This window comes from Burkholderia sp. IMCC1007, from assembly GCF_027257875.1.
Classification (GTDB): Bacteria; Pseudomonadota; Gammaproteobacteria; order Burkholderiales; family Burkholderiaceae; genus Burkholderia.
This window is the reverse complement of record NZ_JAPVQY010000020.1, coordinates 71539-94852: the sequence shown is the minus strand read 5'-3', so window position 1 is coordinate 94852 and position 23314 is coordinate 71539. Positions and strand designations below refer to the sequence as shown.

Below are 23314 nucleotides of genomic sequence, written 5' to 3'. Positions count from 1 at the left end.
CGTTTTATGGGAAATCTTGAGCGCTCGTTCAAAACAAAGCGACCGCCGCTGAAGATAGCAAAGGCTGTGTTGTTCGCGTTATTTATGCGCGAAATGCAAACGCGATTCGATGGTCGCAGAATGGGGTTCGTATGGGTAATCTTCGAACCGCTGGCGATTTTGACCGTGGTTATGATTTTTCACGCTCACGTTCTCAATAATCCTGTTAAGGGCGTTGATTTCGTCGTATATATGGTTAGTGGGATTGTGCCGTTCAACTTGATGCGAAGTATCCCTTGGCGAATGATTGATTCAGTTCAGGCGAATCAAGGATTATTCGCCTACCGACAGGTCACACCATTTTCCACATTTCTCGCGCGGGTGATCGTCGAGATCTGTATATATTCGTTCGTCTATTTCGTAATATGTTTCTTCTTGGCGGTCTGGTTTGATCATGATGTCTTGATTGATGATCCTCTGGCATGGATGATCGCAATCGCGGTAGGGGTCCTGCTTTCCTTTGCGATCGGGTTGCTCTATGCCATTATCGCAAACGTAATGCCAAACAGCGGACGGATATTGAAGTTGTCGTATATTCCCATTTACGTAACCTCAGGCGTCTTTTATCCGCTTTGGCGAATGCCAAAAGAAAAAGTCTATCTTATGGCTTTCAATCCATATGTCGGCGTGATCGATAGAATTCGAGCTGGCATGATCAGTGGCTATCCCGCGACTGAAGGGTTGGGCTTGGGATATCCCTTGATGTTTTCTCTCGTTGTTTTGCTGTTTTCTATGATGGTGTACCGCCGTCGTCGACAGAATTTACGAGTGTTCAATACGTAATGATAGCTCTTGATAGACTGACTAAATCCTATGTCACGACGTTAGGTCGAAAGTATGTATTTCGCGATCTATCATTCGTCGTTCCGCCAGATAAGAACATAGCTTTGATTGGCCGAAATGGTGCCGGGAAAAGTACGTTGATGCGGTTGCTGTGCGGCACGGATGTGCCTGACAGCGGGCGAATTGTTACGGATAAGCGGATATCCTGGCCGGTTGGCCTTGGAGGCGGATTCCAAGGATCATTGACAGGTCGTCAGAACGTAAAATTCATTTGCAGAGCCCTCGGTGCAGAGGGTGATGAAATGGAAAAGATAATTGCCTACGTGCAGGAGTTCGCGGAGTTGGGTGATTACTTCTACCAGCCCGTGAAGACATATTCATCCGGTATGGGTGCAAGGTTGCGCTTCGGGATGAGCTTGGCGTTTGATTTCGACTACTATATGGTCGACGAGGCAATGTCTGTTGGGGATGCGCATTTTCGGGCAAAGGCTGAAAAGGAATTTAAGCAGAGAGTCGGGCACTCTAATCTGATCGTGGTGACGCATAACATGAATCAGGTGAGAAGTCTATGCGATATTGTTTTGCTTTTGAATAATGGAACCGTCGATGTTTACGATGATGTAGAGGAAGGTATTCGTGTTTATACGAATCTTTGAATAATTGTAAACGAGGGTTGCGCTGATTGAATTCGGCGAATGAGAGATTGCATGATCGACGATCGAAAAAACGAAATAATGGAAGAGCTTAAGCGCTATGTTCAGGATGTTGATCGGCAAAACAAGAGATTGATTGCAGCATCCAATGAACTGAAGAAGAGCTTAAGTCAACGATACTCTGAAATCGGGCAATTAGTCCGATTGCTGGAGGAGCGTGAGCGCGAGTTGGATAGAAAAGAGAGGGACATCGCGCTGTATAAAAAGCGCCTCGAGAAAATAAAGGAGACGGTTTCATGGAAGATCACCGCTCCGCTCAGAAAGATTGATATCAATTTTTTGAGTGGATCTCGGGGAAGTGAGCTGAAGCGTGGTAAGAAAATAATCGAGCGATCCGGCCTCTTTGATAGCGACTGGTATCTGAGGGAGTATCCCGACGTGGCGGAAAGCGGCCAAGACCCGATTTTGCACTATTTGATTTTTGGCGCCAAGGAAGGGCGGCGGCCGAGTGCCAATTTTATGACAACGTTTGATCCGGATGGGGTCTCCTCTGAGGGGGGAGAGAATCCATTGTTGGCTTTTATCGCCGCCGGTAAAAAACAGAAATGAACTCAATTGAATATAGATGCTGGGAGAATACTGATGTTGAATGAGTCTCGGGATTTTTCGATAGAGCTTGATGAAGACTGGTACGCGCGAGAATATCCGGATGTCGAGCTTTCGGGGCTATCCCCTGCCGAGCATTATAGAAAGTATGGTGCTCTGCTCGGGCGTCCCGCACGTCAGTCGAATATTGTCATCGCTGAAGAATCGGAGAATTCGACGTCGGGGATATTGCCCAAGCTCTTTGATGATTTGAGGCGCGTCACGACGCAACCCGTGGCGAGTGTTGACAAGAAGATAACGACTTCCCCTGTGGCTAGCGTTAAAGCAGAGGCGCGCGCGGCGACGCACGAAGTCGCACCTTCGGTCGTCGCAAGCCAATCAGCGGCGCCAAAAACAGATGGCGATAAAAAGAAAGAAACGGAGCCGGATACAAAGCCGCAACTGAAGAGCGAAAAGAAGCAAGCCAAGGCTGATCAATCTGTACAACGCGAATCAGGCGTATCTGCGGTTGTTGCAAAAACGACCAGCGGGGGAAGTAACGCACCCAAGCAAAGTTATTCTCTTGCAGAGCAGATTACTATTGCCGAATCGAGTGGCCTGGTTAATAAAAAGTGGTATATATCGGAGTATAAAGATATCGCTAGGCGTGGTGCTGAACCCGTTTCCCATTTTATAAGGCACGGCGCCCGTGAGGGCCGAGATCCCGGCCCGGCGTTCAGTACCAAATGGTACGTCGATCAGTACGGCCCCGAAATTCCGGATGGTATGAATCCATTGATTCACTACTGTCTGTGGGGAAAGTCAAAAGGATATTTGCCAAAGCCGAAGTCTCCCGATTTTAAGGTGTGGTGGATGGATGTGCATGCCTCTTCGGGAGTCGGAGGCAACTTGCCAGCCGAGGAGAATGCTCTGGCCGCACGCTCAGCCTTTGATGCGTCGAATCGGTTGAGCCAGAATAATAATTTGCCTGCGATTATTATTCCAGTTTATAACGCTCCCAACGAAGTTGAGGAGTGTTTGCGTTCGGTGTTTTTGCACACGGAAAAGGCTTGTCGCATAATTGTTATTGACGATGCAAGTCCTGATTCGCGAGTCAGGAAGATACTCAATCAATACAAGAGCAAGAGAAATTTCGAAGTACATGTAAACAAGAAGAATCTAGGATTTACGAGGACGGTCAATCGAGGAATTTCTCTGGCCGGGCGAGCAGATGTAGTTTTCCTTAATTCCGATACAAAGGTGACGCCCGGTTGGTTGCGTAGATTGAGAATTGCCGCATATTCAAGTCGTGATATCGGCACTGTCACCCCGTTTTCTAATAATGCAGGCGCGTTTTCGGCGCCGGTCGCGGGTCCGGAGGAATCGCCAGTACCTGAATGGTTGACTCTCGACGAATATTCGCGAGCAATCGCCCATGCTTCCGAGCGAGTGTATCCGGAAGTTCCGACCGGAAATGGATTCTGCCTATATATTCGGCGGGATTGTCTCGATGAAGTTGGGGAATTGGATGCAGTCAGTTTTCCGCGTGGGTATGGCGAAGAAAATGATTTCTGTATGCGAGCTGGTCGATTGGGATGGCGCCATATTATCGACGATTCAAGCTATGTTTATCATGTCAGATCGGCAAGTTTTGGGGAGTCGAAGCTTGAGCTGATGGCGGCCGGACGACGTGTCGTTGATGAGCGGTATCCGGATTATTCTTCCCGTATACGAGAAAGTTTCAACTCGCAGTCTATTAAGAGGGCACGGAGTCAAGTGAAGGTTGCGTCGGACGCTCTTGCCAGAAGAGCGGGGGCGGTACGGCCGCGAATTCTCTACGTGTTGTCGACATACACGGGCGGAACGCCGCAGACGAACCAGGACTTGATGCAATCAATTAATGATAGAGTCGAAACATTCGTTCTTCGGTGTAACAGTAAAAGAATGAGTTTGATGTACTACCAAGATGGCGAGTACATTGAGATCGCGACGCACATTCTTTCAAAAGAAATTAAAGCGTTTCCGCATCGAAGCGAAGAATACGACATTGTAATCGCTAATTGGCTTGTCAAATATGCAATTGAGCTGGTGCATGTCCGCCATATCGCATGGCACAGCTTGGGGTTGATTGAGCAGGCAAAAAATATTGGTTTGCCGGTCGTTTTTTCGTTTCACGATTTTTATACGATCTGTCCGACAGTTAACCTGCTGGACGAGACAAACAAGTTTTGCGCCGGCAAATGTTCGGCTAGCAAAGGAGAGTGCGTGCACGCGCTCTGGACGGAACCTGATTTTCCTCCATTGAAGAACAACGCCATTAATCAGTGGCGCGTTATGTTCGAAAATCTACTGAAACGCTGTGACGCATTCATAACGACTGCACCTAGCGTGAAAGATTTGATGGTCGCGGTATACCCGTTTCTGAGGGACCGTGTATTCGAGGTGATCCCGCACGGTCGAGACTTCGTGGAATTTTCGAGGATGGTTGCGGATTTTGAGATCGCAGAAAAGCTTCGAATTTTGGTTCCGGGAAATATTTCGAACTGGAAGGGGGCGGACGTCGTGATGCATCTCAGCAAATATGCCGAGTCTCATAATTTTGAGATGCATATTATGGGAAGTGCTGCTGACGAGTTGATATCGGCTCCCGGAGTCGTCTACCATGGAAAATATAAAAGAGAAGAATTCGGTGAGATCGTTCAAAAGATAAATCCGCATATTGGGGCTGTCTTCTCGATTTCTCTTGAAACGTACTGTCATACCTTGACCGAGATGTGGGCACTCGGCATTCCAGTGATTGCCTACGATCTTGGCGCGGCCGGCGACCGAATCAAGGACACGCGGGCGGGTTGGCTGGCCGAAGAGGTATCGCCTGAGGCGGCGTTGGCTACGATTCTTCGGTTGAAGAAGGATCCGGAAGATATTGCGCAAAAGAGAAATAGCGTTCTTGCATGGCAAAACGGAGAAGGCGCCTTGCATGATTGCCAATACATGGCGCATCGGTACTTTGATGTCTACCGTTCAATGATGTATGGCGGTATGCCGCGACCGAATGATAGTCGGCCAAAGGTGGGAGTTATCACGCCGAACTCGCAATTGAAAGGTTATCAATTGGAAAAGGCTCCCGCCTCAACGCACATTCGGCTTGGTGAGAAGACAAAAGACGATTTTACTCGGCTGATTCGATATGAATATATCGGCGGCGACGTTCGTGTTGATCATTTGGTATCACGTTATGATGCCGTTGTAATTCAACGGACTGCGCTGGCCCACGATCAAATCGCATCCGTCGTTGATGCTTTGGAGGCAGCAGAAAAGCCTTTCGTTTTTGAGTTGGATGATGATCTGTTGGAGCGAGCAGAACTGGATGCGCAAACAGGCGGCGAGTACGGAAAATATTTGAAACCTGTCCGTGCCTTGCTGACTCGATCGTCGTTGGTGAGTGTATCAACGCCAGAACTCAAGGCGCGATATCAGGATCTTAATGATCGAATCGTGATTGTCGAGAATGCTGTAAGCGAGAGGCTTTGGTTCACGCCTGTCCAGCCTATGGAGATTGATTTGATCGGCAATAAGGCGGCGGGAGAAATCTGGGCTGTCTATATGGGATCCAGCACGCACGGAGACGATCTCGGAATTTTAAAAAATGCGGTTCACCAGGTTAAGAGCAAAAATCCTGGCTTCCGTCTCTTTACAATTGGTGTGACTGCAGAAAAAAGCGACTGGTATGAATCAATTGCAATTCCGGCAGATAAGAGAAATTATCCGGATTTTGTGCGGTGGCTTAGAGGTGTTTTCGGTGTAATGGATTTTGGTGTTGCGCCTCTCGTCGATTCTAACTTCAATTCCGCAAAATCGGATTTGAAATTTATTGAATATTCCGCCGCGAAGCTACCTGCTTTGTGTAGTCGAGTTAAGCCATATGTCGATGTTGTTATCCACGACAGAAATGGTATTTTGGTTGAGAACAGTGACGAAGCGTGGGAGCGCGCTTTATTGTTTGCGTGTCAAAATTCACAGAAATTGTCGGAAATGGCAAGAGAAGGTTTTGACTATGCAAGGAGCGAACGTTCGGTGCGCCGTCAATTGAACCGATTTGATGCGATGCTGTATGGTCTGATTAAGGATAAGGTGCCGTCACGACGTCGAGCGGATTCAAAAAAGGCAAATTAACTTTATGGTGATCGAGTTTTGAAAATCGGAATTGCTGCCATATTTAAAAATGAGTGCGAATTCATTGTTGAATGGATCGCATATCATCGTGCTATCGGCGTTGATTACTTTCTTATTGCTGACAATGAGAGTGAGGATGGATCCGTCGAATTGCTTGGCAGTCTGGAGAAGGCGGGCCTTGTTCATGCAATACAGTTTCAAAGCCAGATTGACCAACGGCCTCAGCTTCCAGCATATTCGCATATGCTGAAAGTGTGCCACGAAGATGTAGATTTGCTCGCATTTATAGACGCGGACGAATTCATCTTTCCATTGGATGGCGGCGGCTCGATACGACCATTTTTTGAGAGAATATTTGCCGATTCCACTGTAAATGCGCTCGCCCTTAATTGGGCGACGTACGGAACATCTGGAAAGATCTTCGCTACCAACGAGTTGGTCATCGATAGATTTACGAAGATGGCGGAGCAGAATTTTGGTGTAAATAATCACTATAAAAGTGTTGTTCGACCCTCGAAGGTCGAGTTTTTCGAAAACCCTCATCATCCGAAGTTGAATGAGGGGCGTTTTGTAGATTCGGAAGGCAACGATGTGGTTTATCACGAGAGGCATGGGCACGGGTTAAGTCGAGATGTTGTGTGGGGTGGGGCGCGTGTAAATCATTATGCCGTTAAATCCCTGGAAGAATTTCTGGTTGGAAAAAGCCGAAAGGGAAGCGCAAGCAAGGCGTCAAGAGTTAAGCATGCAGATTACTTCTATCGTCACGATAAAAATGATATTGTGTCTGAGATGCCAGCGCCGCTGCGTTCTCGCGTGCTAGAGGAAATTGAGCTGATTAAGACGGTTTTGGAAAAAATCGAGAGTGATGAGGAAGGTCGGGAGAGTGAAAAGCCTGCCGCGTTGAGGAGGATTATGAAGATTATCGGACTCTGATCAAGAAGGCTGCGAGAAGGTTGGAGGTTTGTTGTTGGAGCATTGCCTCCTCCGCGGCTTTTTTTTGTTGCCTATCTGGAAGACTGTTGATAGCAAGCGGTTAATGGTTAAGTGAGTTAAATTTCAACTGGAGGTTGAGCTATGCGCAGTCAACTACTTGTAGTTCGCGATGATATCGTCACGAGTGACGGTTTTTCGAGGGGGCGGCAGTTTCGGGGTATCGGTAAGATGTTCTTGGCGATGTTCGTCTCGTTATTTGTTTTGCTTTTCGTAAGTGGACGAAGCATGGCTGCATCGGCGCTCCGGGAGGCGGATTTTGGCAATCGGGACGGCAAAGTCACCGAGTTTAATGAGCACTACCGGCTGTTCAAGCGGGAAGGGCAAATGTTTAATATGCCTTACCAAGGGCAGGCCGCGGAACCTACGGTTAGTGATAAGGCCGCGAAGATTGGCGGGCGCTCGTTGAAACTAACGATTGGGCCTTCGGCGCCTGGGCAAACAACCAACGATCGTTCGGAGTTTACTCTTGTTCACCAAGGGGATCCGTTGTCTTTGCGCCTCGGTCAGGAGCGCTACATGGGATTCTCGATTTTCTTCGATAAAAAGGCTTTTCCTCCTCCTAGGGGAGAAATTATCGTTAGCCAAATTTGGCAACCTTTTAAGGAGGAAAAGGCCGGGCCTGTAGCTTTTATCGTGATGGTTCCGGGAAAGGATGATCTCAGCTTCACTCTTGCTACTCGAGACGACACGAGCGAGAAGTCAACACAGGTCGATTTGGGGCATCCCCGTTTCGTGGAAAATCAATGGAATTCAGTTGTGTTGCATGTGCTGCCTCGGGCCGTCAATGATCCGAACGGTCCTGGCCTGATAGAGATGTGGCTTAATGGAAAATATCTTGGCGGCTCTCGGAGATATTGGGGGCATGCATCGCCCAATTTCCTTGATACCTTTGATGCCCGAGTTGGCTTGTATGGGAATCCGCAACCGGTGGCTCACACCATATGGATCGATCAGTTGCGGTGGGGTGCGTCAAAGGAAGCCGTCACTTCGAATTAATATACGTATTCTCGAATAAAGCGCCAGGCTGAAATGCTCAAGTTTGGCGGTCGTCTTAAGTGCCTAAATTGGCGATGGGGTGGCTACGGACCGGAAGTCAGTCTGTAGACGGCCCCCTTCAACCACTGATCGCGGGAGGGTCGGTTGCATGGTCGTTTGGCTAGTAACATTCGCTGACAGTCCTGCGTCGATTTCGCGTGAACGTACCCCTCGTTATGACCGCTCTGGTAGGGAGCGCCGTTGGGGTGGCGCGTAGCGACCGCGAGCCTCGGCACCCCCGTGGCCCTGTGTGGCGGCATGCTTGGCCAGCAAGCGCCAGCGGAAGCCCTCCGCGCGATCAGCGATCGGGCCCCACTGAGTTTGATGTACACTCTACAATTTTACGTTCCACGGACGTAGGTAGAAAACTACTTCCCCGAAAGTTATGGCCAACGAAAAAGAAGTAGCGCTATCTTCCATTTCACTTGCGCAGAAAAGTCTTCCTATTGTTAATGACATTAACGAGGGTTTGTCTTCTCAGGTAGATTGCGAGGTTGTCTTTTCTGCGCATGCGCTGCAAAACCCTGGCATTGGCGTTTTTGATGAATCAGATGTAGCAGAAGAGCTACAAGGGGCGGAAAGGGGGAATGCTATTTTCTTGCCTGAGTGTTGGAGAAAAAATAGCTTCGATATTGACAATCTTACCGTGGCTTTTTTGAATCGGCCATTTGTTTTTGGCGGTCGAATCAGTCGGCGCGAGGCTGGGTTTCATTTTTTTGGGCAGACGGTAATTACGTCAGATGGTAGTTTGGTCGATGGCTCTTATGGGACTATGGATGGGAACAGGGATTTGCCTGGCGATGTCCTGAGTAAGAGTGAGGGTGGGTTTAAGTATCAGGGTCCACAATTTGCGGAGGAGTTTTCCGGGACTTATTATTTAATTGGCAATGTTCATCGCCATTTTGGACATGTACTTCTCGAAGGATTGACTCGCCTTTGGGCTCTTCGCCATTTTAGTGCGGATCCGTCGATTCGGTTTGCTATATACGAGGATGAAGTAAAGCCGTTTGCGCTGAAATTGCTTGAACTGGCCGGAGTTGATCTGGCTAGAATAGTCACGATACCCAAGGCGGCAATCGTAGAAAAGCTTATAGTGCCTTCACCTTCCATGCGTTCGCATCGTTGGATTACGGCACAACAAATGGATGTCTGGCAAACGATTGCGGAGAAAGCTGCCAGCGCTTCTCGGACTGCGCCGACAAGGAAGGTGTACCTGTCGCGAAAGAGAATTCCTGACCGACCATTGGATAATGAGCTTGAGGTAGAGCATTTTTTTGTTAAGCAAGGGTTCGAAGTAATTTGTCCGGAAACGATTGATTTACATGAGCAAATCAAAACTGCGCGTGAATCCTGTATTTTGGCTGGACCTGTCGGAAGTCAAATGTATCTCGCTGCCTTCCAGCAGAAAAATACAGCACTCTTTGTGGTGGCGCCAAGAAATTTTTACCTGCGAGATGATAGCTTAGTAGCGTCAGCTAACAATGCACGTCTTCAGGTTTGTTTTGGATCGTCGATTGATTTCAAGAAGCCGAAAGAAGATCGAAGCTGGTGTATTGATATTGAGAAATTGGAGAGATCTTATTCCATTTTTGAGAATGAAATAGAGGTTTGATCTTCTGCGATCCGACTTGGCTTTCCATCGCTAAATGAACTCAGTCCGCATCGCGTGCGTTTGATACGTTATCAAGACGCCGGATTGCGGGCTGAGGGGGTTTCGCATCAAAAGGCTAGCGTGCATTTCACCGGGACGGCGTTCGCTCTGCAAATACGAGGCTGTATGGCTGCGTAGATATAGAAGAAACATTCGGCGAGAAGGTCCTGTGCGACATTGGCGAACACTTTTGAAGCCCAGTCTCCGGTCTTAGTCGCTACCAAAGAGATCACGGGTATACACTTTGCTTGCGACATCGTCCAAAGCCGAAGTCGCGCGATTACTGATAATCACATCCGATTCCGTCTTGAAAGCCTCGAGATCCTCGACTACGCGCGAATGGAAAAACTCCGACTCCTTCAGCGCTGGCTCGTACACGATGACCTCCACGCCCTTCGCCTTGATCCGCTTCATCACGCCCTGAATGCTTGACGCTCGGAAGTTGTCGGACCCGCTCTTCATGATGAGGCGATAGATCCCGACGACCTTCGGCTTGCGACGCAGCACGTCTTCGGCAATGAAATCCTTGCGAGTCGTATTGGAAGCCACGATCGCCTGAATGAGGTTCTGCGGCACGGCCTTGTAGTTGGCGAGCAGCTGCTTGGTGTCCTTCGGCAGACAGTATCCACCGTAGCCGAACGACGGGTTGTTGTAATGGTCGCCAATCCGCGGATCAAGACAAACCCCATCGATGATCTGCCGCGTATCCAGCCCGTGCGTAGCCGCGTAGGTGTCGAGTTCGTTGAAGTACGACACGCGCATCGCGAGGTAGGTATTTGCGAAGAGCTTGATGGCTTCCGCTTCCGTCGAGTCGGTAAAAAGGACGGAGATGTCCTTCTTGATCGCGCCTTCCTGAAGCAGTTCGGCGAACACCTTGGCTCGTTCCGATTGCTCGCCGACGATGATACGCGACGGATGCAGGTTATCGTGCAGCGCGCGACCTTCGCGCAGGAATTCGGGGGAGAAGATCACGTTGTCGCAATCCAGCTCCTGCCGAACGTTCGCCGTATAACCGACCGGTACGGTCGACTTGATCACCATCACCGCGCGCGGATTGATCGCCTTCACGTCCTTGATCACGGCTTCGATCGAGCGCGTGTTGAAGTAGTTGGTCTCCGGATCGTAGTCCGTCGGCGTGGCGATGATGACGTAGTCCGCGCCTTCATACGCGTCGTGCTTGTCCAGCGTCGCACGGAAGTTCAGGCGCTTGTTCGCGAGATAATCCTCGATCTCGGTATCGATGATCGGAGACTGCTTGCGATTGAGCATCTCCACTTTCTCGGTAACGATGTCCAGCGCGACGACTTCGTGGTGCTGAGCGAGCAGGATACCGTTGGAAAGCCCGACATAGCCGGTGCCGGCGATAGCGATTTTCATGAGTCGTTGTTTGATTTGGAATTGGAATGGACCGCGTACTCGATGTACCGGGACTATCGTTTCTCGAGCAACCCTTTCATTGCCTGCACGGTCTGGTCGATCTGCGCTTCACTATGCGTGCAAGCGATGAAAAACCTCAACCGCGCCGACTGCTCCGGCACCGCCGGATAAAGAATGGGCTGCACATTGATTCCTTGCTCGAACAGGGCGTCCGACCACTTGGTCGCCCGCAGCGAGCTGCCGAGAATCGCCGGAACGACAGCAATCCCCGCGCTGCTGCCCGTATCGATTCCCGCTGCCTTGGCCTGCGCCAGAAAATACTGTCCCCGCGCCTGAAGCGTGGCCACGCGCTCGGGCAATTCCAGCATGCGCTGCAGCGCCGCGAGCGAAGCGGCCGCGACCGGCGGCGGCATCCCGACGCTATACAGGAACCCGGGCGCGAGAAATTTCAAATGCTCGATGAGCGCCGTTTCGCCGGCGATATAACCACCGCAGCCGGCCAGCGATTTGCTGAGCGTGCCCATCCAGATGTCGACGGCATCGCCGGCAAGGCCGAAGTGCTCCCGAATGCCGCGCCCGGTCTTGCCCATCACGCCCAGCGAATGGGCCTCGTCCACCATCAGGAACGCCCGGTGACGGCGCTTGATGTCGACGAAGCGCGGCAGGTCAGGGTAGTCGCCGTCCATGCTGTAGATGCCTTCCAGCACGATCAGCACGCGCTCGAACTGATGCCGCTGTTCCGTCAGCAACTGCTCGAGCGCATCGGCGTCGTTGTGCGCGAACGAAAAGCGCTTCGCGCCCGACAACTGGATCCCCTGCAGCACGCTGTTGTGGATCAGTTCGTCGTGGATGACGAGATCGCGCGGCCCGAACAGGTAGCCGATCGTCGTCACGTTGGCCGCATGGCCGCTCACGAACGTGATGGCGTCGTCCACGCCGTACAGGTCGGCGAGCGCCCGTTCGAGCTCGCGGTGGATCGGGCGTTCACCCGACACCAGGCGGCTCGCGGACACCGACGTGCCGTAGCGGTCGATCGCATCCTTCGCGGCTTGCGACACGACGGGGTCGCCCGACATGCCGAGGTAGTTGTAGCTGGCGTAGTTGACGTACGTATGACCGCCAATGCTCGTCTGCGCACCGGCCGTCCCTTCATGCAGCTTGAAGAACGGGCTGCGCACGCCAAGGCGCGCGGCACCGTCGCTCATGATGCGTAGCTGTCGATAGCCGGGGTACTGGTCGAAGCGCGTATAGGCTTCCGGCACGGAAGCCGCCGTTCTGCGGCCCGCCGCCGGCGCGGCCACGGGCTGTTCGCGCCCGGCTTCCCGCAGCTTGCGCTCGAGCGCCTGCTGGATGAGCTTGTTCTTGAGTGCCGACGTGAGGCCCGGCAGTCCGGTGGTTTTGGTCTTGCTCATGTCGCTTATCGGATCATGCGTTCCGGCTTGTGGCCGGCTTCTTGTGCAGCCTTGATTTCGTCGGTGAACGCGGCGAGCGCTTCGCTGGAAACGTCCTCGGTATGCTGGGCCACGACATGCGCGACCTGTTGCGCAACCGTGTCGGGCTCGGCCGGCTCGTCGCCGCGCAGCACCTCGATCAACCGCGTGGCCAGCTTGGTCATGGTGGGGCTCTCGGAGAGCGCCATCACGGGCAGCCGCACGCCGAAGCGGCTTTCGAGCGCCACGACGAGCTCCACCCCCATCAGCGAATCGAGGCCCATATCGTAAACCGAACGATCGGGGTCGATCTTGTCCGCGGGCACGCGCAGGATCTCGCTGACTTCGTGCTTGATCATGTCGACCACGGCCGGGTGCAGTTCCTCGTCGTTCAGCGTGGCCAGCAACTCGGCGACGTCGTCGCTGCCGTCCTCGTCCTGGTGCGACGTCGCCGCGTCGCGCGCGACCCACGCGAACTTGGGCGTCTGCGCACTCGGCAGGAAGCGCGACAGCGCACGCCAGTCGAGTTCGAGCACGCCGAGGTCGCTGACGTCGCCCAGCAGCATGTCTTCCAGCGCATCGAGCGCCGTCGCGGCGGGCAGGGCACTGCCGCCCATGCGGTTTTGCAGCGCGTCCTTGACCTTCTGGTTGCGCGCGAGGAAGCCGGCATCGGCAATCGCGCCCCAGCGCGGGCTGGTCGCCGGAAGCCCGCGTGCGCGCCGCAGGCGGGCGAGTGCTTCGAGCCAGCCATTGGCGGCCACGTAGTTCGATTGCCCCGGGTTGCCGAACAGCGTCGTGCCCGACGAGTGGAACACGAAGAAGTCGAGCGGCAGCGCGCGGGTGAGTTCGTCGAGATGCAGTGCACCGACGATCTTGGGCGCCATCACGCGTTCGATTTGCGCGGCGGTTGCGCCACGCACGAGCCCGTCGTCGATGACCATCGCGGCGTGCACGATGCCACGCAGCGGCGGCATGTGCGCGTCGACGTGCGCGAGCAGCGCGGCCAGCGCGGCGCGATCGGTGACGTCGCACGCGGCGGCATGCACGTCGACGCCGCGTTCGCGCAGCGCGGCGATCGCTTCCTGCGCGTCGTCCGACGCGGGGCCGCTTCGGCTCACGAGCACGAGGTGGCGCGCGCCCTTGTCGGCCAGCCATTGCGCGGTGCGCAGGCCGAAGCCGGACAGGCCGCCGGTGACGAGGTAGCTGGCCTCGTCGCGCAAACGCAGTTCGTCCGCGGGTGCGGCGGTTTGCGCGGCCGCGCTTGCCTGCAGGCCGCGACGATAGGTCACGACGATCTTGCCGATCTGGCGCGCCTGTTGCATATGGCGGAACGCGCCGACGATATCGTTTGCGTCGAAGGCGTGATAAGGGAGCGGACGGAGCACGCCCTCCTCGAACAGCGCCATCATCTCGCCGTACAGGCGTCGCGTGAGATCCGGGCGCTTCGACATCAGCTGGTCGGCGTCGATGCCGAAGTAGCTGATGTTGTTTCGGAACGGGCGCAGGCCGATGCGCGTGTTTTCGTAGAAGTCGCGTTTGCCGAGTTCCAGGAAGCGGCCGAACGGCTTGAGCGCGCGCAGGTTGCGATTGATGGCTTCGCCCGCGAGCGAATTGAGCACGACGTCGACGCCTTCGCCATTGGTCGCGGCGAGGATCTCGTCGGCGAACTCGAGCGAGCGCGAATCGTAGATGTGCTTCACACCCATCAGGCGCAGGAAGTCGCGCTTCTCGTCCGAGCCCGCGCTCGCGTGAATCTCCGCGCCGATCCATTGTGCGAACTGGATCGCGGCGATGCCGACGCCGCCGGCCGCGCCGTGGATCAGCACGCGCTCGCCGGGCTCGAGCCGCGCGAGGTGATGGAACGCGTAGTAGACGGTGAAGAACGTGCTCGGAATGGTGGCCGCGGCCTCGAACGACAGGCTGCGCGGGATATGCGACAGCGCGCTCGACTGCGTGACGACGCGGTTGCCGAAGCTGGCCGGCCCGAAGCCGACGACGGCGTCGCCCGGCTTGTATCCGGTGACCTTGCGGCCGACGCGTTCGACGACGCCCGAGAACTCGAGCCCGAGCGTCGGTCCGGCAAAGCCGTTTTCGATCGCTTCATCGGACAGCAAGCCGAGGGTGTACATCACGTCACGGAAGTTCAGGCCGGTGGCTTCGACGCGGATCTGCAGCTCGTCCTCGCGCACGTCGGGCAGCGTATGCGCTTCCCAGCGCAGGTTGCGCAGCTGGCCGGGCACTTCGAAGCCGAGACGCAGCGCGGTCGTGGCGTCGGTCGCGGAAGCAGGCGTCGCCGGTGCCGCGGAGTGCGGGCGCGCATTCTTGCGCAGGCGCGGCGCATAGCGCTCGCCCGCTGCGCCGAGTGCGACTTCCTGTTCGGCGTCGGGCCACAGCAGCTCGCGCGCGAGCGCGTCGAGCGGCACCGGTTCGGTCTGCGGCAGGTCGACGAGGCGAACGTCGAATCCGGCGGCCTCGTTGATCATCGTGCGGCCGTAGAGCCACAGCGAAGCGTCGTTCAGCATCGCGTAGCGGCTGCTCGGCGCGCTCGGCAGGAACGGCGCGGCGCCGGCCGTCAGCAGCCACAGCGTGGTCTTCAGGCCCGCGCGCTCGCACGCCGACGCGAGCCCGGCGGCCAGCGCGCAGCGCTGCACCTGGGCCTGCAGCAGGCGTTGCGGATCGTCGCCGTCGGCGAGGGTCGCGCCGTATGCGAGGCCCGCGAGATGCACGATGCCGCGAATTTCGCCGAGCTCGGCTTGCGCGCGCTGCAGTACCGCATCCAGATGCTCGGGCGTGACGTCGGTCTCGACGCGCACCGGCAGGCGGCGGCGGCTCGACAGATGGTCGGCGAGCTTGCGTGCGGGGCCGGACTCGCCGGCCGTGTGCGCATCCGCGAGAATCAGCCAGCCGCCTTGAGGTGCTTGCGGCTGCGCGACGGCGGCCGCTTCGACGGGCAAGCCGGCCGCGAGCAGATACGGGCCGCACGCGCTTTCCGGCGCGAGTTCGAGCGGATCGTCACATTCCAGGCCGAGCTGCGCCAGCTCGGTTTGCCAATAGGCGGCCGTGCGTTGCGGCGAGACCGGCGTGCCGTCGGCGCGCTTGGCCCACCACGCGGCGTTGCCGCCGAAGATGAAGTCCATCCACGCGGCCGGCTGCGTGCCCCACAGCAGCAGCGTGCCGCCGGGCTTGAGGCGGCTCGCGGCGTATTGCAGCGCCAGCCGGGCCGCATCGAGGTTGCCGAAGTCGCAATGGAAGACGATCAGGTCGGCGTCGCGGCTCGGGCTTGCCGCGCTTGCGTCGATCGGCTGGACCGACAGCTCCGGGCAGTGCTCGCGCAGGCGTTCCGCGTGTTCGAGCGCCGCATCTTCGGAGCTCGCGTAGGTGAAGTCGGCAACCGCGAAATCGAGATGGCGGCACAGGTCGGCGGCCACGCGCGAGGCGCCGGCGCCGATTTCCACAATGCCGACGCGCTGGTCGGGCGCGCGGGCAACCAGCGCCTTCTCGAGGTGCGCGCTCAACGTGTCGGACAGCCGCTGGTTCGCCTCGTCGCCCAGCACGTAGTGCGCGAGCTCCACGGGCGTGACGTCGCGCGGGCAGACGTTGGCCCACGCGGTTTCGCCACTCAGCAGGGCCGGCAGATGCAGGCCGACGCGGCCGGTTGCGTGAACCAGCGTGAAGTAGTCGGGGTATTCGCGCAGCAGGCTGTTCCAGATGTCGCCGGTGCTGGCGCCGTCGTCTTGCGGCACATCGATCTGCCAGTCCTGCGAATCCGGCACCCGGCGTGCGCTGCGGCCGAGCGCCCAGTCGAGCAGCGGGGCGGCGTGCGGTGCGGCATCGCGACAAGCGGTGAGCGTGGCGGCATCCAGCCGGCCGTCGGTCGACAGCGTCAGCAGCGCTTCGGCGGCATAGCGGTCGCACAACGTTTCGAGCAGCGGATCGACTTCCTGCGCATAGCGTTCGAGCAGGCCGTCGGTCGCGATGGAGCGGACCGTCGCGCGCAGCGCGGGCTGCAGCACGCTGCGTCGCAGCGCGGTGTTCGCGGGTTGCTTGCTCTGCGGATGCGGGCTCGGCGTGGCGGCGTAGTCGAGGAACGACAGCGGCTCGCTGTGCGCCTTCGCCAGGCGCACGCTGCGAAAGCGCGCTTCGCTGACGGCCGCGATCTGCTGCCCGTGTTCGTCGAAGATCGCGAATTCGGCGGTGAGCGAATGCGGCGCCCGCTTCAGCAGGCGCGCACGCACGAGATGCGGTGTGCCTTGCCGGGCGCGCCAGCGCAGCCGGCCGATGCGGGTCGGCACGAATGCGATGCCTTGTCCCAGCGACGGATCGTCCTTCAGCATCTGGATGATGAGTTGGAACGTGCAGTCGAGCAGGGCAGGGTGCAGCAGGCTGTGGGGCAGGCTGTCGGCCAGCGCCTCCGGCGCGTGCAGCACGGCCACCACGCTGCGCGGCGATTCGAGCCAACCGTGCGACACGGCCTGGAATGCCGGGCCGTAGTCGAGCTCGGCCGCGCGTGTCAGCGCGAGGTGCGTCGCGCCGGTAAAGTCGGGCTCGCGCTCGGGCAGCGCAGGCGCGGTTTCGGCCAGGTGCTGCGCATTCGCGCCCGACAGCACGCGGCCGCTGGCGTGCACGGTCCACGGATCGGTGCTGCCGACCTGCTTGCTGCGCAGCCGGAAGCGCCCATCGCCTTCATCGAGCGACAGGCGGGTGAGCTTGCTCGGCGCGGCGGACAGCAGCAGCGGTGCATGAATCTCCAGTTCCTCGATGTCCGCGTGGTCGCCGGGGTGCCATTGCAGCGCGGCGGCGAGCGCGATTTCCGCGAAGCCGGAGCCCGGGAAGACGGTCGCGTGGCCGACCACGTGATCGGCAAGCCACGGCAGCAGCAGCGTATCGAGCTGGTTTTCCCAGGCGGGCTGGGTCTGCTGGCTCATCTTGTAGCCGAGCAGCGGGTGAACGCGGCGGCGGCCGAGCTGGTTCAGCGACTCGGTGGTGACCGGGTGCCAGTAGCGCTCGCGTTGCCACGCATACGAAGGCAACTTGGTACGCGCCGCGTCGGTCGGGAAGAACCGCGTCCAGTCGATTGGTGCACCGCTGATCAGCGTCTGCACGACGGCTGCGTCGATGCGTTCGGGCGCGTCGTCGGTGCGGCGGCCGGTCGGGATGCACTGACCGGTCTTGCCGTGCTGCTTGAGCGTCTCGTTGACGTAGTTGCGCAGCACGGGCGCCGGGCCGACTTCGATCAGCACGTTGCTGCCTTGCGTGACGAGACTGTCGAGCGCCTGTTCGAAGCGCACCGGCACGCGGATGTTGCGCCACCAGTAGTCGGCATCGAGCGCGGTGCCGTCGAGCTCGGCGCCTGCCACGGTCGAGAAGAACGGCACGCTCGCGCGCTGCGGGCGGATATGGGCCAACGCCTGCTTGAGCGGCGCTTCGATCGGATCCATCGCACTGCTGTGGAACGCGTAATCGAGGTCGAGCTGCTTGTAGAACACGCGGCGCTCGGCGAGCACCTGGCCGACCTGCTCCAGCGCGTGCGGTGCGCCGGCCAGCGTGGCGCCCTTGGCGCTGTTGTAGCCTGCCACGCACAGCACATCCTGCAGGCCGAGTTCGTCGAGCAGCGCGGCAGTGGCGACACCGTCGATGCCGACGGCCGCCATGCGTCCCTTGCCCTTCGTGAGCCCCTGCTGCTGGCTGCGGTGATAGATGACGGCGACGGCATCGGCGAGCGAGAGCGCGCCGCACGCCCACGCGGCGGCGACTTCGCCGACGCTGTGTCCGACGACGGCGGTGGGCCGCACGCCTTGCTCGGCGAGCATGCGCGTCACGCCGACCTGCAGCGCGAACAGCGCGGGCTGCGCGATTTCGGTGCGCTCGTAGATGCCGTCCTGCGCGTCGCGTTCGAACAATGCGTTGAGCGACCAGTCGGCGAGTTCGGCGAACACGCGGTCGATTTCGACGACCGTCTGCTTGAAGACCGGATGCGCGAGCAGCTTGCCGCCCATCCCTGCCCATTGCGAGCCGTTGCCGGAATACACGAAGACGGGGCCTTGGGCGTCGCGCACGCCGACGCCTTCGTGGATCGACGGGTTCGCCGCATCGCCGGCGCCGAGCTGCTCGAGCAGTTGCGCGACATGTTCGCCGTCGGCGCCGAACACCACGGCGCGTTTGTCGTGCCAGTCGCGACGCAGCGCGGCTTCATATGCGACGTCGTACAGCGCCGGCGCGTCCGGGCCGCGCAGCATGTCGGCGAGCTTGCGGGCGTTGGCCTGCAGCGCCGCGCTGCTGCGGCCGGTGACGAGCATCGGCACGGCGGCCGTCGTTGGCGCTGCCGCGCGCGTATCGGGCGTGCCGGCCGGTTCAGCCGTTTCAGCCGTATCAGCCGTTTCGGCGGGCGTCTGCAGGATCACGTGCGCGTTGGCGCCGCCGAAACCGAACGAGTTGACGCCGATGGTCAGCGTGCCGGTTTCACGCAGCGGATACGGCTTGGTCAGGACTTCGATGTTCCAGTCGTCGAAGCGGATGTTCGGATTGAATTCCTTGATGCCGATCGTGCCCGGCACCACGCGATGCTGGAGGCTGTAGATCGCCTTGACGAGCCCGGCGACGCCGGAGGCCGCTTCGAGGTGGCCGAGGTTGCTCTTGACCGAGCCGATCGGCAGCGGCGCATCGGCGGCGCGGCGCTGGCCGAGTGCCTGCCCGATCGCGCGGGTTTCGATCGGATCGCCGACCGGCGTGCCGGTGCCGTGGGCTTCCAGGTAGTCGATCGCGCTCGGCGGAATGCCGGCCTGCTCGTAGACCTGGCGCATCAGCGCGGCCTGGGCTTCCACGCTCGGCACGGTGAGGCCCGACTTGCGACCGTCGGTGTTCACCGCGGTGCCGGCCACGACGGCGAGGATGCGATCGCCATCGGCCACGGCCTGGTCGTAGTCCTTCAGCAGGAACAGGCCGCCGCCTTCCGAGCGCACGTAGCCGTCGCCGGATGCGTCGAAGGCCCTGCAGCGCCCGTTGGGCGACAGCATCGATGCCTTCGAGAACGTGATGAAGCCGTACGGATGCAGGTGCAGGCTGACGCCGCCCGCGATCGCGTGGCTGATCTCGCCGTTGGCGATCGCGCGGCACGCGAGGTGGAAGGCCACCATCGCCGACGAGCACGCGGTATCGACGGCCAGGCTCGGGCCGCGCAGATCGAACACGTAGGACAGGCGGTTGGCCGCGATGCTGGCCGTGTTGCCGGTCGCCATGGACGCGTCGACTGTCGCGAGGTCGTCTGCCATCCGATACGAATAGTCGGCGCTGGCGATGCCGACGAACACGCCGCAGTCGCTGCCGCGCAGCGACGAAGGCTTGATGCCGGCGCTTTCGATGCTTTCCCAGCCCAGTTCCAGCAACAGCCGTTGCTGCGGGTCCATCAGTGCGGCTTCGCGGGGCGAAATGCCGAAGAAGTCCGCATCGAAACCGGCGACGTCGCCGATCGAACCTGCTGCGAACGTGTACGCGGTACCCGGATGGTCCTTGGCTGGATGCAGGTAAGCGTCGCTGGACCATCTGCCGGCTTCGACTTCGGTGACGCAGTCCTTGCCGTTGAGCAGGTCGTTCCAGTAGTGACGACTATCTGTTCCAGGGAATCGAAACGCCAATCCGACTAAAGCGACGCATTTGCTCATGAGTTTGTATCGTTGTTACTGGCTGACTGCGTGATTTCCCTGTTAATGCATGCGAAAAGCAAGGCGGCCCGGGGGGTGAACGGCAGATGGGAGAGGAGATTGACCATGCCCGCCAGCTTTGGACATGGACGCGACCTGCGATTTTATCTTGAAAACTATCTTTCACCCTAGGACGCCGCGAAATTTGCCGGCTGGCCTGACGCGATACTGCAACGCGGCTTCGGCCGCAGAGGCGGCTCGGCGCATGAATGTAAACAGTTCTGGTCACTGCCTCATTCTTGTTTCGCCGGCCAGTCGCGCAACTGGCGCGCGTCGAACGCGTGTTTGATATGTGCGCGAATGCGCGAGCAATATTCTGAGACGGGGCGAGCGGGCGGTGGTGCCGGAAGGGGTGCTTTTTGCCGCGGACGGCGTGATGGCGTGCCGACGCTGAATTTGACGGCGTGACGCGGGCTTGAATCGGCGTGCCGTGCGCGGATATTCCCGGGCGGTGGGCAACGCTGCAACCGGAATGATCGGAATATGGATTCGGTAATAATTCGAAATAAACCGCCAGCCGCAATTCTGTGAGAAGCGGCTGGCGGCGCGCTTTAAAACTCTTTCATGCAGAGCTCGAGCGCGGTTTCCCAGTCCGGTGCGCCGAGGCCGAAGTGCTCGGCCAGTTTTGCATTCGACATGCGGGAATTGGCCGGGCGTGCCGCGGGCGTTGGATAAGCGCTCGCCGGGATCGGTACCACCGACGGCTTCTTCGGCAGATTCGACAGGCGGAAGATCGCTTCGGCGAAGCCGTGCCACGAAGTCGAGCCGCCTGCGCACAGGTGATAGACGCCGGAATGCGTGCGCCACCATTCGTCCCGGCCGGCCGTGCCGGCGCCGATGGCCTGCGCGGCGACGTTCGCGCTCAGCGCGGCGATCGTCTTGGACCACGTGGGTGCGCCGATCTGGTCGGCGACGATCTTCAGCTCGTCGCGCTCGGCGCCCAGGCGCAGCATGGTGAGCAGGAAGTTCTTGCCGCGCGTGCCGTACACCCAGCTCGTGCGGAAGATCAGGTGCGCGCATCCCGATGCCGCGATCGCCTGTTCGCCGGCGAGCTTGGTTTCGCCGTAGACGTTTTGCGGATCGACGGGATCGTCCTCGACGTACGGGCCATCCTTGGTGCCCGCAAACACGTAATCCGTCGAGAAGTGAATCAGCGCCGCGCCGATGCGCGTCGCTTCTTCGGCGAGCACCGCGGGCGCTTCCGCATTCAGGCGCGTCGCCAGCGCGACTTCGGTCTGCGCCTGGTCCACGGCCGTATAGGCGGCCGGGTTGACGATCAGATCCGGTTTGACCTCGCGCACGATCTCGCGCACCTGATCGAGGTTTGACAGATCGAGCCGGCTGCGATCGAGTGCGACGACCTTGCCGAGACCCTGCAGGCTGCGCGCGAGCTCGAATCCGACCTGACCGTTGATGCCGGTGAGCAGGATGGTCCGCTGTTCGGGGAATTGCATGGCGCCGCTCATTCGTAGCACTCGGCTGCGACGAGCCGCTTGCCGGCTGCATCTTTCGCCGCCAGCACCGGCTCGCCGTCGAGCGGCCATTGAATGCCGATCTCCGGATCGTTCCACAGCAGGCTGCGTTCGTGTTCCGGAAACCAGTAGTCGGTCGTCTTGTACAGGAATTGCGCGGACTCGGACAGCACCACGAAACCGTGCGCGAAGCCCGGCGGTACCCACAATTGACGATGATTGTCCGCCGACAGCGTCACGCCGACCCACTTGCCGAAATTCGGCGAGCTGCGCCGGATGTCGACCGCGACGTCGAACACCTCGCCCTCGACCACGCGCACGAGCTTGCCCTGCGCGTGTTCGATCTGGTAGTGCAGCCCGCGCAGCACGCCCTTCGCCGAACGCGAATGGTTGTCCTGCACGAACTCGACGCCGGTCTCGACGAGTTCCGCGAATTCGCGGCCGTTGAAGCTCTCGTAGAAGTAGCCGCGCGCATCGCCGAACACCTTCGGCTCGATGATCTTGACTTCGGGCAGCGCCGTTGCCGTTACTTGGATGGCCATGCGACTTGATCCGTGAGAATGTTCTTGAGGTATTGCCCGTACGCATTCTTCGCGAGCGGTTGTGCAAGCTTCAGCACCTGCTCGGCGTCGATCCAGTTGCGGCGGTACGCGATCTCTTCCGGGCAGGCGACGACCAGGCCTTGCCGCTTCTGCAGCGTCGCGATGAAGCTGGCCGCCTCGATCAGCGAATCGTGCGTGCCGGTGTCGAGCCATGCATAGCCGCGCCCCATGATCTCGACGTTCAGCGCGCCGTCGGCAAGATAGCGCGAATTGACGTCGGTGATCTCGAACTCGCCGCGCGGCGACGGCTTGATGTCGGCCGCGATGTCGCACACGCGGTTGTCGTAGAAGTAGAGACCGGTGACCGCGTAGTGCGAACGCGGTTTTGCCGGTTTCTCTTCGATCGACAGCGCGCGGAATTCGGCGTCGAACTCGACGACGCCGTAACGCTCCGGATCGTGCACGTGATACGCGAACACCGTCGCGCCCGCGTCCTGCGCGTCCGCACGCTCGAGCTGCTTCGCCAGGTCGTGGCCGTAGAAGATGTTGTCGCCGAGGATCAGCGCCGACGGATCGTTGCCGACGAAGTCGCGGCCGATCACGAACGCCTGTGCGAGACCGTCAGGCGACGGCTGCACCGCGTACTGGATGTTCATCCCCCACTGGCTGCCGTCGCCGAGCATCGACTCGAAGCGCGGCGTGTCCTGCGGCGTCGAGATGATGAGCACGTCGCGAATCCCCGCGACCATCAGCGTCGACAGCGGGTAGTAGATCATCGGCTTGTCGTACACCGGCAGCAGCTGCTTCGACACTGCATGCGTGATCGGATACAGCCGGGTGCCGGATCCACCGGCGAGAATGATGCCCTTGCGTGCCATGTCCGT

General features: G+C 58.5%; 13 protein-coding genes. 7 read left to right on the top strand and 6 right to left on the bottom strand.

Features of this window, described 5'->3' with window-relative positions; translation table 11 throughout:
• The first annotated feature begins 6 nt into the window (after positions 1 to 6).
• The 7 genes from O1Q03_RS18975 to O1Q03_RS18945 all read left to right on the top strand — a co-directional run bounded on the left by O1Q03_RS18975 (position 7) and on the right by O1Q03_RS18945 (position 9873).
• A complete protein-coding gene (locus O1Q03_RS18975) occupies positions 7 to 822 on the top strand; it encodes an ABC transporter permease (protein WP_269505365.1) in 816 nt (271 codons plus the stop codon).
• Entirely contained in the window at positions 822 to 1478 is a 657-nt protein-coding gene (locus O1Q03_RS18970) for an ABC transporter ATP-binding protein (protein WP_269505364.1), read from the top strand. The genes O1Q03_RS18975 and O1Q03_RS18970 overlap by 1 nt, the downstream gene beginning before the upstream one ends.
• A gap of 51 nt (positions 1479 to 1529) precedes the next feature.
• The gene (locus O1Q03_RS18965) at positions 1530 to 2084 is read left to right on the top strand and encodes a hypothetical protein (protein WP_269505363.1); all 555 of its coding nucleotides are present in this window, start codon (positions 1530 to 1532) and stop codon (positions 2082 to 2084) included.
• A 33-nt stretch (positions 2085 to 2117) separates the two neighbouring features.
• On the top strand, positions 2118 to 6233 hold the full coding sequence (locus tag O1Q03_RS18960; protein ID WP_269505362.1) for a glycosyltransferase: 4116 nt from the start codon (positions 2118 to 2120) through the stop codon (positions 6231 to 6233).
• Between the two features lie 18 nt (positions 6234 to 6251).
• Complete coding sequence (locus O1Q03_RS18955) at positions 6252 to 7166, top strand: glycosyltransferase family 2 protein (RefSeq protein ID WP_269505361.1); 915 nt, start codon at positions 6252 to 6254, stop codon at positions 7164 to 7166.
• Between the two features lie 141 nt (positions 7167 to 7307).
• On the top strand, positions 7308 to 8222 hold the full coding sequence (locus O1Q03_RS18950) for a heparin lyase I family protein (protein WP_269505360.1): 915 nt from the start codon (positions 7308 to 7310) through the stop codon (positions 8220 to 8222).
• Positions 8223 to 8646: 424 nt separating this feature from the next.
• A complete protein-coding gene (locus O1Q03_RS18945; protein WP_269505359.1) occupies positions 8647 to 9873 on the top strand; it encodes a glycosyltransferase family 61 protein in 1227 nt (408 codons plus the stop codon).
• Positions 9874 to 10122: 249 nt separating this feature from the next.
• On the opposite strand, the gene O1Q03_RS18940 is transcribed toward O1Q03_RS18945, so the two are convergent.
• The 6 genes from O1Q03_RS18940 to rfbA form a co-directional block, all read right to left on the bottom strand.
• Positions 10123 to 11289, bottom strand: a complete 1167-nt coding sequence (locus tag O1Q03_RS18940) for a nucleotide sugar dehydrogenase (RefSeq protein ID WP_269505358.1) — start codon at positions 11287 to 11289, stop codon at positions 10123 to 10125.
• A 53-nt stretch (positions 11290 to 11342) separates the two neighbouring features.
• A complete protein-coding gene (locus O1Q03_RS18935; RefSeq protein WP_269505357.1) occupies positions 11343 to 12701 on the bottom strand; it encodes an aminotransferase class I/II-fold pyridoxal phosphate-dependent enzyme in 1359 nt (452 codons plus the stop codon).
• A 5-nt stretch (positions 12702 to 12706) separates the two neighbouring features.
• Positions 12707 to 20377, bottom strand: a complete 7671-nt coding sequence (locus O1Q03_RS18930; protein ID WP_269505356.1) for a type I polyketide synthase — start codon at positions 20375 to 20377, stop codon at positions 12707 to 12709.
• A 590-nt stretch (positions 20378 to 20967) separates the two neighbouring features.
• Complete coding sequence (rfbD, locus tag O1Q03_RS18925; RefSeq protein ID WP_269505355.1) at positions 20968 to 21870, bottom strand: dTDP-4-dehydrorhamnose reductase; 903 nt, start codon at positions 21868 to 21870, stop codon at positions 20968 to 20970.
• Between the two features lie 8 nt (positions 21871 to 21878).
• Complete coding sequence (gene rfbC / locus O1Q03_RS18920) at positions 21879 to 22430, bottom strand: dTDP-4-dehydrorhamnose 3,5-epimerase (RefSeq protein ID WP_269505354.1); 552 nt, start codon at positions 22428 to 22430, stop codon at positions 21879 to 21881.
• Entirely contained in the window at positions 22415 to 23308 is an 894-nt protein-coding gene (gene rfbA, locus O1Q03_RS18915) for a glucose-1-phosphate thymidylyltransferase RfbA (protein ID WP_269505353.1), read from the bottom strand. Before rfbA ends, rfbC begins: the two co-directional genes overlap by 16 nt.
• Between the last annotated feature and the right edge of the window lie 6 nt (positions 23309 to 23314).

Coding starts and splice junctions, on each gene's coding strand:
- O1Q03_RS18975 (WP_269505365.1), top strand. CDS start 7: ATGGGAAATCTTGAGCGCTCGTTCAAAACAAAGCGACCGCCGCTGAAG.
- O1Q03_RS18970 (WP_269505364.1), top strand. CDS start 822: ATGATAGCTCTTGATAGACTGACTAAATCCTATGTCACGACGTTAGGT.
- O1Q03_RS18965 (WP_269505363.1), top strand. CDS start 1,530: ATGATCGACGATCGAAAAAACGAAATAATGGAAGAGCTTAAGCGCTAT.
- O1Q03_RS18960 (WP_269505362.1), top strand. CDS start 2,118: ATGTTGAATGAGTCTCGGGATTTTTCGATAGAGCTTGATGAAGACTGG.
- O1Q03_RS18950 (WP_269505360.1), top strand. CDS start 7,308: ATGCGCAGTCAACTACTTGTAGTTCGCGATGATATCGTCACGAGTGAC.
- O1Q03_RS18945 (WP_269505359.1), top strand. CDS start 8,647: ATGGCCAACGAAAAAGAAGTAGCGCTATCTTCCATTTCACTTGCGCAG.
- O1Q03_RS18940 (WP_269505358.1), bottom strand. CDS start 11,289: ATGAAAATCGCTATCGCCGGCACCGGCTATGTCGGGCTTTCCAACGGT.
- O1Q03_RS18935 (WP_269505357.1), bottom strand. CDS start 12,701: ATGAGCAAGACCAAAACCACCGGACTGCCGGGCCTCACGTCGGCACTC.
- O1Q03_RS18930 (WP_269505356.1), bottom strand. CDS start 20,377: ATGAGCAAATGCGTCGCTTTAGTCGGATTGGCGTTTCGATTCCCTGGA.
- rfbD (WP_269505355.1), bottom strand. CDS start 21,870: ATGCAATTCCCCGAACAGCGGACCATCCTGCTCACCGGCATCAACGGT.
- rfbC (WP_269505354.1), bottom strand. CDS start 22,430: ATGGCCATCCAAGTAACGGCAACGGCGCTGCCCGAAGTCAAGATCATC.
- rfbA (WP_269505353.1), bottom strand. CDS start 23,308: ATGGCACGCAAGGGCATCATTCTCGCCGGTGGATCCGGCACCCGGCTG.